The organism is Streptomyces yamdrokensis (assembly GCF_053890455.1).
Genome location: NZ_CM132679.1, coordinates 3,651,791 through 3,665,313 on the forward strand (window position 1 = coordinate 3,651,791; position 13,523 = coordinate 3,665,313).

Annotated in this window: 7 protein-coding genes and 1 rRNA gene; 3 read left to right on the forward strand and 5 right to left on the reverse strand. The window is 71.4% G+C overall.

The features are described from left to right. Positions 1-93: 93 nt before the first annotated feature. Both ACWZEH_RS16100 and ACWZEH_RS16105 read right to left on the reverse strand, forming a co-directional pair. A 16S ribosomal RNA gene (locus ACWZEH_RS16100) occupies positions 94-1,623 on the reverse strand. A 707-nt stretch (positions 1,624-2,330) separates the two neighbouring features. Then, on the reverse strand, positions 2,331-2,879 hold the full coding sequence (locus ACWZEH_RS16105; RefSeq protein WP_456199144.1) for a MarR family winged helix-turn-helix transcriptional regulator: 549 nt from the start codon (positions 2,877-2,879) through the stop codon (positions 2,331-2,333). Between the two features lie 136 nt (positions 2,880-3,015). Here ACWZEH_RS16105 and ACWZEH_RS16110 point away from each other — a divergent pair, with 136 nt between their 5' ends. Then, a complete protein-coding gene (locus ACWZEH_RS16110; RefSeq protein ID WP_456199625.1) occupies positions 3,016-4,293 on the forward strand; it encodes an MDR family MFS transporter in 1,278 nt (425 codons plus the stop codon). A gap of 30 nt (positions 4,294-4,323) precedes the next feature. On the opposite strand, the gene ACWZEH_RS16115 is transcribed toward ACWZEH_RS16110, so the two are convergent. After that, complete coding sequence (locus ACWZEH_RS16115; protein WP_456199146.1) at positions 4,324-5,973, reverse strand: ATP-binding SpoIIE family protein phosphatase; 1,650 nt, start codon at positions 5,971-5,973, stop codon at positions 4,324-4,326. 174 nt (positions 5,974-6,147) lie between these two features. Continuing rightward, positions 6,148-7,539 (reverse strand): NAD(P)/FAD-dependent oxidoreductase, encoded by a 1,392-nt coding sequence (locus ACWZEH_RS16120; protein ID WP_456199148.1) that lies wholly within the window; start codon positions 7,537-7,539, stop codon positions 6,148-6,150. Positions 7,540-7,914: 375 nt separating this feature from the next. On the opposite strand from ACWZEH_RS16120, the gene ACWZEH_RS16125 reads away from it, so the two are divergent. Both ACWZEH_RS16125 and ACWZEH_RS16130 read left to right on the forward strand, forming a co-directional pair. Beyond that, a complete protein-coding gene (locus tag ACWZEH_RS16125; RefSeq protein ID WP_456199150.1) occupies positions 7,915-8,664 on the forward strand; it encodes a TetR/AcrR family transcriptional regulator in 750 nt (249 codons plus the stop codon). A gap of 197 nt (positions 8,665-8,861) precedes the next feature. Continuing rightward, positions 8,862-10,778, forward strand: coding sequence for a sigma-70 family RNA polymerase sigma factor (locus ACWZEH_RS16130; RefSeq protein WP_456199152.1), 1,917 nt, complete (start codon positions 8,862-8,864; stop codon positions 10,776-10,778). Between the two features lie 395 nt (positions 10,779-11,173). On the opposite strand, the gene ACWZEH_RS16135 is transcribed toward ACWZEH_RS16130, so the two are convergent. Next, positions 11,174-13,318 carry an asparagine synthase-related protein gene (locus ACWZEH_RS16135; RefSeq protein WP_456199154.1) on the reverse strand — a complete coding sequence of 715 codons (2,145 nt, stop codon included), beginning with the start codon at positions 13,316-13,318 and terminating at the stop codon, positions 11,174-11,176. Positions 13,319-13,523 lie beyond the last annotated feature (205 nt).

Here is a 13,523-nt window from a genome sequence, read left to right on the forward strand (position 1 = left end):
ATAATCAACGTTCCACCCATGAGCAACCAGCATCGGACATGCGCCGATGTACTGGCCTCTGACCGGGCAAGCCCGGTAAGAAGTGCTCCTTAGAAAGGAGGTGATCCAGCCGCACCTTCCGGTACGGCTACCTTGTTACGACTTCGTCCCAATCGCCAGTCCCACCTTCGACAGCTCCCTCCCCACAAGGGGGTTGGGCCACCGGCTTCGGGTGTTACCGACTTTCGTGACGTGACGGGCGGTGTGTACAAGGCCCGGGAACGTATTCACCGCAGCAATGCTGATCTGCGATTACTAGCAACTCCGACTTCATGGGGTCGAGTTGCAGACCCCAATCCGAACTGAGACCGGCTTTTTGAGATTCGCTCCACCTCACGGTATCGCAGCTCATTGTACCGGCCATTGTAGCACGTGTGCAGCCCAAGACATAAGGGGCATGATGACTTGACGTCGTCCCCACCTTCCTCCGAGTTGACCCCGGCGGTCTCCCGTGAGTCCCCAACACCCCCGAAGGGGCTTGCTGGCAACACGGGACAAGGGTTGCGCTCGTTGCGGGACTTAACCCAACATCTCACGACACGAGCTGACGACAGCCATGCACCACCTGTACACCGACCACAAGGGGGGCACTATCTCTAATGCTTTCCGGTGTATGTCAAGCCTTGGTAAGGTTCTTCGCGTTGCGTCGAATTAAGCCACATGCTCCGCTGCTTGTGCGGGCCCCCGTCAATTCCTTTGAGTTTTAGCCTTGCGGCCGTACTCCCCAGGCGGGGAACTTAATGCGTTAGCTGCGGCACCGACGACGTGGAATGTCGCCAACACCTAGTTCCCACCGTTTACGGCGTGGACTACCAGGGTATCTAATCCTGTTCGCTCCCCACGCTTTCGCTCCTCAGCGTCAGTAATGGCCCAGAGATCCGCCTTCGCCACCGGTGTTCCTCCTGATATCTGCGCATTTCACCGCTACACCAGGAATTCCGATCTCCCCTACCACACTCTAGCCTGCCCGTATCGACTGCAGACCCGGGGTTAAGCCCCGGGCTTTCACAATCGACGCGACAAGCCGCCTACGAGCTCTTTACGCCCAATAATTCCGGACAACGCTCGCGCCCTACGTATTACCGCGGCTGCTGGCACGTAGTTAGCCGGCGCTTCTTCTGCAGGTACCGTCACTTTCGCTTCTTCCCTGCTGAAAGAGGTTTACAACCCGAAGGCCGTCATCCCTCACGCGGCGTCGCTGCATCAGGCTTTCGCCCATTGTGCAATATTCCCCACTGCTGCCTCCCGTAGGAGTCTGGGCCGTGTCTCAGTCCCAGTGTGGCCGGTCGCCCTCTCAGGCCGGCTACCCGTCGTCGCCTTGGTGAGCCATTACCTCACCAACAAGCTGATAGGCCGCGGGCTCATCCCTCACCGCCGGAGCTTTTAACCCCCACCCATGCGAGTGGAAGTGTTATCCGGTATTAGACCCCGTTTCCAGGGCTTGTCCCAGAGTGAAGGGCAGATTGCCCACGTGTTACTCACCCGTTCGCCACTAATCCCCACCGAAGTGGTTCATCGTTCGACTTGCATGTGTTAAGCACGCCGCCAGCGTTCGTCCTGAGCCAGGATCAAACTCTCCGTGAATGCTTTCCCGGCTGCGTCCGGTTAAGGACTGCGGGTCGACACATCACGAGAGCGGAACGGTCGGGCGGAATAGGCCCGGCCGTTCACAGCGTCCTCGCTGTGTTTTTCTTCAAAGGAACCTCGTCCCGGCCGAACGGCCGGAGACGGGGTATCAACATATCTGGCGTTGATTTTTGGCACGCTGTTGAGTTCTCAAGGAACGGACGCTTCCTTTGTACTCACCCTCTCGGGCTTTCCTCCGGGCGCTTCCCTTCGGTATTTCGTGTCCCCGACTCTACCAGATCTTTCCGATCCGATTTCCTCGGGGTTTCGCCTTCCGGGTTCCCGCTTCCGCGTTTCCCTTTCCGGCGGCTCCGACTCTATCAGATCTTTTTTCTTCGACCTGACCCCCAGTCAGCGGGGTTCGTCTTTCCGGCCCTTGGGCCGTTCCGACGTCTCAAACCTTAGCGGACCCGCTCGCCGCTTCTCAAATCGGAGCCGTTCGGATCCGAATCGAGCAGCGGCGTCCCGTGCGAATTGAACTCGGGCATACCGAAATCTGTCCGCTGGGGAGGTCGTGCTGGGGTTTTGAGTGCCGCTCTCGCGGCGGAAGTGCTGCCGAAGAACCGTTACGTCCCGATGACAACTCGAAGAACCCTACGGATCGGGGAGAGGGAAGTCAAGTGACCTCTGTCAAGATCTTTTCGACCGTCCGAGGGGCAAGTCCGTCAGTCCAGGTCGGTGAGGCGTCCACCGGCGTCGGGCTGGGCGTCCTCCACCCTGCGCAGGAGGCGGGTGAGCACCTCACCCAGGGCGATCCGCTCCTCCGAGGAGAGGTCCTGGAGCAGGTCCTCCTCGAAACCCGCCGCCATGCGCATCACCTCGAGCCACTTCTCGCGGCCGGCGGGTGTCGCCTCGACGATGACCCGCACGCGGTTCGTCTCGTCCCGTTCCCGGTTGACGAGCCCCTCCGCGACCATGCGGTCGATCCGGTGGGTCATGGCGGCCGGCGTGAGTCCGAGACGCTTGGCGAGATCGCTGGGACCCATGCGGTACGGGGAGCCGGCCAGGACGAGGACCTTGAGGACCTCCCAGTCGGCATTGGTGATGCCGAGCTCGGCGGTCTGGCGGCCGTAGGCGACGTTCATACGGCGATTCAGCCGGGACAGCGCGTTGACGATCTTCTCGACCTGGGGGTCGAGGTCCTGGAACTCGCGCTGGTACGCGGCGATCTGCTCTTCGAGTGTCGGCTCGTTGAGGCCGGAGGTCTCGCCCATGGCCGCAGTATGGCACGCCACCCTTCACCTCGAAGCCCTTCGCATTGAAGTTGTTCGACGTGTACTCTTCACCTTCGAACTTTAGCTTCTAAGTCTTCACTCCTAACTTCTGAAAGAGGTGAACGTGACCAGGGCGATGGGCGCTGCGATGCGCCGGATCCACGTGGGCAACGCACTCAGTGCGTTCGGGCTCGGCTTCACCGTTCCCTACCTGTACGTCTATGTGGCGCAGGTACGAGGGCTCGGGGCCACGACGGCGGGGCTCGTGCTCGCCGTGTTCGCTGTGGCGGCGCTGATCGTGCTGCCGTTCGCCGGGCGGGCCATCGTCCGGCGGGGTCCGCTGCCGGTGCTGCTCGTCGCCCTGGTCACGGCCGCCGTCGGGGCGCTGAGCCTGGGCCTGTCGAACGGCGCGTCGAGCGTGCTGGTGTCGGCGGCCGCGCTCGGGGCCGGGCAGGCCGTGATGCAGCCGGCGCTGGCGACGATGATCGTGGACTGCTCCACTGCTCAGACCCGGTCGCGTGCGTTCGCCATGCAGTTCTTCCTGCAGAACCTCGGACTCGGGGTCGGCGGTCTCATCGGCGGGCACCTCGTCGACACGACCAGGGCCTCCTCCTTCACCGTGCTGTTCTCGATCGAGGCGGCGATGTTCCTGCTGCTGGTCGTGGTGATGGCGACGGTGCGGATGCCGCGTTCGCCGCGTGTCGAGGGCGCGCCGGCCCCGTCGGCCAAGGGCAGCTGGAAGCAGCTGACGGGCAACCGGGCCATGGTGCAGCTGTGCGTGCTGGGCTTCGTGCTGTTCTTCGCCTGCTACGGACAGTTCGAGTCGGGGCTGAGCGCGTACGGGGTCGAGGCGGCCGGTATCTCGACGTCGACGCTGGGAACGGCGCTGGCGGCGAACACGCTGGCCATCGTGCTCGCGCAGTTCGTGGTGCTGCGGTTCGTGGAGCGCCGCAGCCGCACGCGCGTGATCGCGTCGGTGGGGCTGCTCTGGGCCGTGGCGTGGGCCGTGGCCGGGTACGCGGGCCTCGGGAACGGCAGCCAGGCGATGGCGACCGCCGCCTTCATCTCGACGTACGCCCTGTTCGGGCTCGGTGAGTCGATGCTGTCGCCGACGCTCGCGCCGCTGGTCGTGGATCTCGCGCCGGAAGGGCTGGCGGGTCAGTACAACTCGGCGTTCGCCCTGGTGAAGCAGCTCGCGCTGGCCCTCGGGCCGGCGGTGGGCGGGCCGATGGGGGCCTCGCTGCACGGGCCGTACATCGTGGTCTTCGTGCTGTTCTCACTGGCGATCACCGTGCTCGCGCTGCGGCTGGGCCGACAGCTCACACAGGTGCAGGACCGGCCGTCGACGGCGCGGAGCCTGGTCGTCATCCAGGGCGGTACCGCACCGGCGGGCCAGTCCCCGGCGCACGCCTGAGAGCGACGACCCCGCACAGCGTTCCGCTCGCTAGCGGGCGACCGGTTTCGGCAGGGCGAACTCGCACCAGACGGACTTGCCGCCGCCCGGGGTGCGCCGGCTTCCCCAGTTGGAGGCGATCGTCGCGACGATGGCGATGCCCCGGCCGGACTCGTCGGCGGGTTCCGCGCGGCGGCGTCTCGGCAGGTGGTCGTCGCCGTCGGTGACCTCGACGATCAGCCGGCGGTCGGTGCGGCGCAGGCGCAGCCGCATGGGCGGGATGCCGTGCTGGAGGGAGTTGGCGACCAGTTCGCTGGTGGCCAGGACGCCCAGGTCGTGCAGGTCGGTGGGGAAGCGCCAGCTGGTGAGCACGCCGGAGGCGAAGGCACGCGCACGGGGAGCCGCCTCGACGCCGCCCAGCAGGTCCAGGGCGGCGTTGTGGAACAGCTCGCTCTCCGGACCCTCGCGAGCGGGGTGCTGGAGCACCAGTACGGCGACGTCGTCGTCGTGCTCCGGGGTCACGCCCGCCGAGCGGACCAGGCGGTCGCAGATCACCTGAGGGGTGCCGGTCGCGCCCGCCAGGGCGCGCTCCAGGGCGGCGATGCCCTCGTCGAGGTCCTCGTTGCGGCGCTCCACCAGGCCGTCCGTGTAGAGGACGGCGGTGGAGCCGGGGGCCAGGGGGATCGAGCCGGAGGAGTGCATCCAGCCGCCGGTGCCGAGCGGGGGGCCGGTGGGTTCGTCGGCGCGCTGGACGGTGCCGTGCTCGTCGCGCACCAGAATGGGCAGGTGGCCGGCGGAGGCGTAGACGAGGGTGCCCTCGTTGGGGTCGTGGATGGCGTACGCGCAGGTGGCGATCTGGTTGGCGTCGATCTCCATGGCGAGGCCGTCGAGCAGTTGGAGGATCTCGTGCGGGGGGAGGTCGAGGCGGGCATAGGCGCGCACCGCCGTACGGAGCTGGCCCATGACGGCCGCCGCGCGCACGCCCCGGCCCATGACGTCGCCGATGACCAGGGCGGTGCGCCCGCCGCCGAGGGTGATCACGTCGTACCAGTCGCCGCCGACGGCGGCCTCGGTGCCGCCGGGGTGGTAGGTGGCGGCGACCCGCAGGTCGTCGGGTTCCTCGAGCTCCTGCGGGAGCAGGGAGCGCTGGAGGGTGACGGCGGTCTCGCGCTGGCGGCGCTCGCTCGCGCGCAGGCGTTCGGCGGCCTCGGCGTGGTCGGTGACGTCGGTGGCGAAGACCAGCACAGCGCTGCCTTCGCCCTGGGTGACCGGGGTGCAGGTGAAGGTGTAGGAGCGGCCGTCGGGGGCCTTGCGGGACTTGACCGTGCGGGACTTTCCGCTGCGCAGGACCTGGTCGAGGAGGGGCAGCAGGCCGAGTTCGGCGAGTTCCGGGAGCGCTTCCCGCGCGGGGGCGCCGACCGGGCGGGCGCCGAAGCGGGCCGTGTAGGCGTCGTTGACGTAGGCGATGCGGTGGTCCGGGCCGTGCACCAGGGCGACGAGGGAGGGGACGTGGTCGAGGACCTCGCGCACCCTGAGGTCGTCGACGGCCGGCACGGGCCGTGAATCCTCGATGAGTTGTTCGGCGCGGGCCGTGGGCACGGAGCCCTCTCCCCGCCGGTCCGGAGAGACCGCGTCCTCGCTGCGCGCTGCGGCGCGGCGCTGCGTTCCGGGGAGCCGGGCGCTCCAGCGGGTGAAGTTCACGAATCCTTGCCTCGTGTTAGTTGTCGGCGGCCGGGAAACGGGACCGGCCGGGGCCCCTGGGCCGCACCGGGAAAAGGCAGTGGCCCGCCCTCGGTGGTGGACCAGTCTGGCAGGCTGCCGACCGGGCCGACATCCGTCAGACGTCGGGCCGGTCCGTGGAGTTCCTGGGCGCGCTCAGGACGACTCCTTCGGGTTGTCCGGGGGGTCCTGAGAAGGCTTTCCACCGGCCGCGAGTTCGAACTCGGCCCGCGGGTGTTCGAGTGAACCCAGGGAGACGATCTCCCGTTTGAAGAGCCCGGCGAGGGTCCATTCGGCGGCCACGCGTGCCTTGCGGTTGAAGGTGGGGACGCGGCTCAGGTGGTAGGTGCGGTGCATGAACCAGGCGGGGTAGCCCTTGATCTTGCGCCCGTAGACGTGGGCGACGCCCTTGTGCAGCCCCAGGGAGGCGACCGACCCGGCGTACGAGTGGGCGTACGTCTGAAGGGGTTCGCCGCGCAGGGAGTGCGCGATGTTGTCGGCCAGGACCTTCGCCTGGCGGAGCGCGTGCTGGGCGTTGGGGGCGCATTCCCGGCCGGGTTCCCCGGCGGTGGCGTCGGGGACGGCTGCGGCGTCGCCCGCGGCCCACGCGTGCGGGGCGCCCTCGACGGCGAGTTCGGCGGTGCACCGCAGCCGTCCGCGTTCGTCGCGCGCCAGGTCGGTGGCGGCGAGGACGGGATGCGGTTTGACGCCGGCGGTCCACACGACGGTGCGGGTGGGGAAGCGGGCGCCGTCACTGAGCACGGCGACGCGGTCGGCGCAGGACTCCAGGCGGGTTTCCAGGCGTACGTCGATGTTGCGACGGCGCAGTTCGCTGACCGTGTAGCGGCCCATGTCCTCGCCGACCTCGGGCAGGATGCGGTCCGAGGCCTCGACCAGGATCCACTTCATGTCCTCGGGGCGGAGGTTGTGGTAGTACCGCGTGGCGTAACGGGCCATGTCCTCCAGTTCGCCGAGCGCCTCGACGCCCGCGTAGCCGCCGCCGACGAAGACGAAGGTGAGGGCGGCGTCGCGGATCGCGGGGTCGCGGGTGGAGGAGGCGATGTCCATCTGTTCGAGGACGTGGTTGCGCAGCCCGATGGCCTCCTCGAGGGTCTTGAAGCCGATGGCGTGGTCGGCGAGACCGGGGACCGGCAGGGTGCGCGAGACGGAGCCGGGTGCGAGGACGAGTTCGTCGTACACCACCGCGCGGCCACCGTCCTTCCCGCTGCTGCCCGCCTCTTCGTCGGCGAGGGTGGTGACGGTGGCGACGCGTGCGGCGTGGTCGATGGCGGAGACCTCGCCGATGAGGATGCGGCACCGGTCCAGGACGCGACGCAGCGGTACGACGACGTGGCGAGGAGAAATGGCACCGGCGGCCGCCTCGGGGAGGAACGGCTGGTATGTCATGTACGGATCGGGGGTGACGACGGTGATCTCGGCCGCGCCCCGGGCGATCTCCCGTTTCAGCCTCCGCTGCAGGCGCAGGGCCGTGTACATCCCGACGTAACCGCCACCGACAACGAGAATGCGCGCACGTTCCTTCACCATCCCATGACGCACCCGCCGCTTGCGTTTGTCCACAGCCCCGACGAATTGTGTGACCGGAGGCCGTGAACGCGCCGAGCGGTCCGGATCGCCCGCACGAACGGCGTGTGCGCAGGTCAGCTGCGCTTTTCCGGCGCTTTCCCCGGGGTACACACGGGACCAATGCGCCCCGTACTCCGATCGGGGGGCACTCCGTGCGGAACCTGCCCCTTCTGAATTGACCCCCTCTCAACTATGTTCGTACGTCGACGGGGTGTAGGGGGATGCGCTCATTCGGGTCCGCGACAGGCGGGCCCGGCCACCGGGCATGTTCCTCGAACGCCGGCCATCTGTGGCGGGGAGTCTCCGGGGGGAGACGTCATCACCGGGGGAATACGTATGCATGTTCAGGATTCTCATTGGTCGTCCGCGTCCACCGTGGCGCCCGGCACCGCGCTGAGCGCGTCACCGGGCCACGGGCGCGCGGGAGGGCCGCGCACGACACCGCTGCGCGTGGACGCGCAGCGCAATCTGGAGCACGTGCTGCGCGCGGCACGCGAGGTCTTCGGCGAGCTGGGTTACGGCGCGCCGATGGAGGACGTGGCGCGCCGGGCCCGGGTCGGTGTGGGCACGGTGTACCGGCGCTTTCCGAGCAAGGACGTCCTGGTGCGGCGGATAGCCGAGGAGGAGACCTCCCGGCTGACCGACCAGGCACGGACGGCGCTCGGTCAGGAGGACGAGCCGTGGTCGGCGCTGGCCCGCTTCCTGCGCACGTCGGTCGCCTCGGGCGCCGGGCGGCTGCTGCCGCCGCAGGTGCTGCGGGTGGGCGTGGCGGACGAGCACGACCACGCGCGCGTGCCGCAGCAGCGCTCGCAGCCGGCCGGCGCCGAGCTGCGGCTGGTGCCCGAGGAGGGGCCGGCCGCCGCCGGGGGGGACGACGCCGGTGCGGCGCAGCTTCTCGATGTCGTCGGCCGGCTCGTGGAGCGTGCCCGTGAGGCGGGCGCGCTGCGGCCGGACGTGTCGGTCTCGGACGTGCTCCTGGTGATCGCCACGGCCGCGCCCTCGCTGCCGGACCCTGCCCAGCAGGCGGCGGCCTCGGCCCGGCTGCTGGACATCCTGCTGGAGGGCCTGCGCTCGCGCCCGGCGTGAGGGTGCGCGCGGCCGACGGGGCCCGTCCGCACCGGACGGGCTCCACCCTTTTCCCGAACGGGTGACTGTCCACACTCCTGTGCGACAGAAACCCTCGGACGGGTGGATGGGGCGTCCTGAGCTGTCCTGACCAAAAGCCAATATGGCACCCTGACCCGTGGTCAGGACTGATGGTGCAGGTGGCGGGGGCTTCCGCGATGAGCGTTGACGGGCGGGACGAGTCGTACGGTGACGACGACCCCGGGGCACAGGGCCCACCGCAGGTGCCGGGACAGGGATGGCGCGCGAGCGTGCCCCCCGACGACAGGGACGACCCGGACGGCGTGGTCCCCGCCCAGCGCGGCCGGCGCGGGGAGAGCGTCCCGCTGCCCCCGCGCGAACTGCCGCCGTCCGACGCCGACCTCGTCGCCCGGCTCCGCGCCGGGGACGACTCGGCGTACGAGGAGCTGTACCGGCGTCACGCGGACGCGGTGCGCCGGTACGCCCGTACCTGCTGCCGGGACGCCCACACCGCGGACGACCTGACCGCCGAGGTCTTCGTCCGCGTGCTCCAGGCGGTGCGCGGCGGCTCCGGTCCCGAGCACGCCGTACGCGCGTACCTGCTCACCTCCGTACGACGGGTGGCGGCGTCCTGGACGCAGTCGGCGAAGCGCGAGCGACTGGTCGACGACTTCGCGGCCTTCGCCGCCCAGGCCGCGAGCCTGCGCACCGCCTCCGACGCCGACACCCTGGAGCTGGGCGCCGACGTAAGGGCGATGCACGAGGCCGAACAGTCCATGGCCATGCAGGCGTTCAGGTCGCTGCCGGAGCGCTGGCAGGCGGTGCTGTGGCACACCGAGGTCGAGGACGAGTCGCCGAGCACGGTCGCCACGCTCTTCGGCCTGGACGCCAACGGCACCCGCGTCCTGGCCGGCCGCGCGCGTGAGGGCCTGAAGCAGGCGTACCTCCAGGCGCACGTCAGCGCCGCCCTCACCGAGGACGAGGAGTGCGCCCGCTACGCCGACCAGCTCGGCACGTACGCGCGCGGCCGGCTGCGCGCCCGCGCCGAACGGGGGCTGCGGGGGCACCTGGACGCATGCGCGCGGTGCCGGCTGGCGGCCGTCCAGGTCCAGGAAGTCGCCGGCGGCATCCCCGCCCTGGTGCCCGTCGCCGTCATCGGCTGGTTCGGCGCCGCCGGGTACGCCAAGGTGGCCGCTCTCCTCGCCGGAGGAACGGCCACGGCCGGAGCGGCGGGCGCGGCGGCCGCCGGTACCGGCGGCTCGGGCGGGGCGGCCGGCGCGGCGGCCTCGGAAGGCCTGGCCGCACCGGTGAAGGCGGGCCTGGCGGCCGGTGTGGTCGCGGTGGCGACCGCGGCGGCCATCGCCCTCGTCCTCTCGGGCGACGAGAAGCCCCCCGAGGAGCCGAAGGCCGCCCCGCCCGCCTCGGCCCCCGTGGTCCGCGAGGAACCCCCGTCGGCCCGGAAGAAGACCCCGGAACCGGCATCCCCGCTCCCCGCACCGGCCCCCGCACCGCCACTCCCCGCTCCGGCCGCTCCGGCCGCTCCGGCCTCCGCACCGAAATCCGCACAGGCCCCGGCCCCGGCCCCCAAGCCGGCCCCACCCCCCGAATCCACGCCGCCCCCGAAACCCACCCCCACGCCGACTCCGGCGCCCCCTTCCTCGCCCCCTCCCTCGCCCTCGCCGACGGTCCACCAATGGAGCGAGCCCGCCCACGACATCAGCGGCGACGGCGACGCCCCCGAAATGCGCATCGGCGCGAGCAGCCGGGTCTGGCAGAGGCCGGCCCTGTCCATCGCCCACCGGAGCCACTCCCGCGGCGTGACGGCCCACGGCGGCTCCTCCGTCACCATCGACCTGAACCGCCCGTGCAGCGCCTACGACGCGATGGTCGGCGTGGACGACCTGACGATGAAGCCGGGAAAGGTCGCCTTCTCCGTCCACGCGGACGGCGTCCCCCTGTGGAACTCCGGCCGGATCGAGGGCGGCGCCCCGGCGATCCCGGTCCACGTGGACCTGACGGGCCGCAAGACCGTACGCCTGGTGGTGGAACCCCACGGCCACTTCGACAGCCTGGCCCTGGCCGACTGGGCCCGGTCCCGCTTCACCTGCGCGTAGGTGCCCCACGGACGACTCGGCCGCGTACGGCGCACAGCCCCGGCGGCCCACCGGCCTCACCACCGCGCACGGCGTGCGGTCCCACCGGCCGGTGGGCGGAGAACAGCCGCCCACGGCGGGAAGGTGACGGGGTGGGGTGTCCGCCCGCAGCGGCCGGCGCGTCGACGCCGGTCCCCGCGCAGTCACCCGATCCTCGCGCCGGGCCGAGGGCGGGCGCCCCGCCCCGGCCCCGACCCACAACGCACCGCGGGCGCTACGAACACCCCCACCGAAGCCGCAGAGGCGCCGCAGGCATGGATGTGTGCCCCCGCCGTCCGACGCAGACCCACCACCCGCACCCGAGCCGGTCCTGCCCAAGCGCCGCAGTCACCCGCGCCGCAGGCCCAGGCCTCCGCTCAGACCCCGCGCGCCAACGCCCCCCGCTCCGGCGCGATCCCCCCGGGCACCGCCCGCTGCCGTCCGGGCGTCCCCGTCCAGCAGGTTCCCCGGCGCGCCAGCAGCCGCCGCAGCCACAGCTCCAGCGCGACCAGATCCGCGAGCCCGTCCAGCGGCAGCGGCTCCCCCTCGGCGGCGGCCCGCAGCGCCTTGCGCACCACGCGGGCCTCGACCAGCCCCGCCTCCGCGAGCAGCGGAGTGTCGAACAACGTCATCAGGGTGTCCGCGGCGACCCGCAGCCCGATCCGCGTCGCGGCGGCGGTGTTCGCCTGGGTCGGCGCGCCCCACCCGGCGGGCAGGTCCCGCACGCCCGCGCCCTCGAGCACGGACCGCAGGACAAAGGCCCGTGCCCCCGGCTTCACCCGCAGCGCCTCGGGCAGTGCCCGGCACGCGCGGACGACCTGGTTGTCGAGGAACGGTGTGTGCAGCCGTTGGAAGCGGATCTCGGCGGCCTGCTCCAGTACCCGTACGTCGGCCGCGTGCCGGGCCAGTGCCGCACGCGCGCGGAAGTCACCGGGCCGCTGCCCCGGCCCCACGTCGGACCGGCGGGTGGACGCCTGGAGGCGAACCGATACTTCAGCGAGCGCCTCGCCGGTCAGCCAGCGCGCCGCCGGACCGGGTCTTCCCCAGGTCAGCAAGGCCAGCGAGGCGTCCGCCGCGCCCCAGGGGGCCCCGTCGTCCAGCTGGTGGTGCAGCAGCTGGTCCGCGAGGGTCTCGAGCCCCGTGCGGTACGGCGTACGCGCCAGGCGCCGGGCCGCGGCGTACACGCGCCCGGGCACCATCACGGACCCGTCGGCCTTCGCCAGCGCGGCGACGGGCCGCACGAGATGGCGCCGCTTGCGGTCCATGAGGAGGTCGGCGAGGCGCGCGGGATGCGCGTCGAGCACCTGCCGGGCCCCGTACCCCGTGAAGTGGTCGGCGCTGCCCGCGGCCAGCCGTGCCCGGTGCCGGGCGGCGGTGACCAGGGAGGGGGCCGGCTCGTCCGTGAGCGGCCCGTCGAGGTCGGCGTACGGCAGGGTGTCCTCGCCGCCGGGGACGACCACGTGGTGCAGCCGGGGGTTGGCGGCCAGCGCCCCGGCGCGCGTCATCTCGTCCTCCCGCCCGCCGTGGGGCCCGCCCGCCGATCCGCTTCCCGTGCCGCCACCCGCGCCACCGGAGCCCCCCGCGAGATCGTTGAAGGTGACGGCGAGCAGCCGTTCCCCCGCGCCCGTGCCGTGCCCCAGCACGGTCCCCGGCATGCCCGGCAGTCCGGCGGCGAGCAGCGCCAGCGTCCCGGAGGCGGGCCCGCCGGAGAGGTCGGCCCCGATCCCGGGCACCGGCATTCCGCGCGCCGCGCGCCGTTCGGCGGGGCCCATGCCCGGCACGGGGCCGGGATCGATGTCGGCGCCGGGGACGTGCCGGGGCGCGGCGAGCCGGGTGCGGACGGCCTCGATCAGCGCGTCCCGGACGGCGTCCACCGCGCGGTCCGGGTCGGCGGGCGGCGCGGCGACGGCGAGCGAGGCGACGGGCTCGTACCCGGCGATCTCGCGCGCCCCGGCGCGCAGGATCAGCGCATGCCCCGGCGGAACGCGCTTCACGCCGTCGTACGGGGTGGAGTCGTGGAGCGCGGCCGGCACATCGGGGGCGGCCAGGAGCGCGGCGAGGTGGCCGAAGTCGAGATTGGCCTCGACGAGGTCGGCGAGGGGCAGCGCGGCGGTCGCGTACGCGGTGCCGCCCTCCCAGGGGGTGTGGAACACCGGCCGGGCGCCCGCGAGGTCGCCGCAGACGGTGACCCGGCGGCCCACCTGCACGACGGCGGTGTAACTGCCCGGCCAGGCGGTCAGATGGCGCAGCGCGCCGCCGCGCGCGGCGAACAGGGCTACGCGCAGCTGTTCGTCGGTGGCGCCGCAGGTGCCGAGGACGGCGATCCGGGTGTCGGCGTCGCCGGTCACCACCCGCACCTCGTCGGGGCGCCAGTCGCCGACCGCCCACAGCGGGTCGGGGTCGCCCCACAACGGGTGGGACCCCACCGGTTGCAGTGTCTCGCCGTCGGAACCGGTGGCGCCGGCGGAGCCGAACACCGGGGCGCCCGCGGTGGCGCTGCTCCATCCCACCAACCACCGCATCGACGCCTCCACAGGCTGTGGACAACCGGTGCACCGTACGCACCGGTTCACCCATGCTGCCATGACGGAGGCGCTCAGGAGGGGTGCCGGCACCGCATGTGCTCCGTCGAATGCGCCCCGGCGGATACTCCTCCCCCGCCCCGAACACCCGCCCGAGGCAAGGAGGTCGTCCGTCCGCGACCACACACCCACCTGCACCGCTGCG

What these genes read in the sequence shown, in the direction of transcription:
- ACWZEH_RS16130 (WP_456199152.1), top strand. Translation starts at nt 8,862, where the DNA reads ATGAGCGTTGACGGGCGGGACGAGTCGTACGGTGACGACGACCCCGGG.
- ACWZEH_RS16105 (WP_456199144.1), bottom strand. Translation starts at nt 2,879, where the DNA reads ATGGGCGAGACCTCCGGCCTCAACGAGCCGACACTCGAAGAGCAGATC.
- ACWZEH_RS16125 (WP_456199150.1), top strand. Translation starts at nt 7,915, where the DNA reads ATGCATGTTCAGGATTCTCATTGGTCGTCCGCGTCCACCGTGGCGCCC.
- ACWZEH_RS16120 (WP_456199148.1), bottom strand. Translation starts at nt 7,539, where the DNA reads ATGGTGAAGGAACGTGCGCGCATTCTCGTTGTCGGTGGCGGTTACGTC.
- ACWZEH_RS16135 (WP_456199154.1), bottom strand. Translation starts at nt 13,318, where the DNA reads ATGCGGTGGTTGGTGGGATGGAGCAGCGCCACCGCGGGCGCCCCGGTG.
- ACWZEH_RS16110 (WP_456199625.1), top strand. Translation starts at nt 3,016, where the DNA reads ATGGGCGCTGCGATGCGCCGGATCCACGTGGGCAACGCACTCAGTGCG.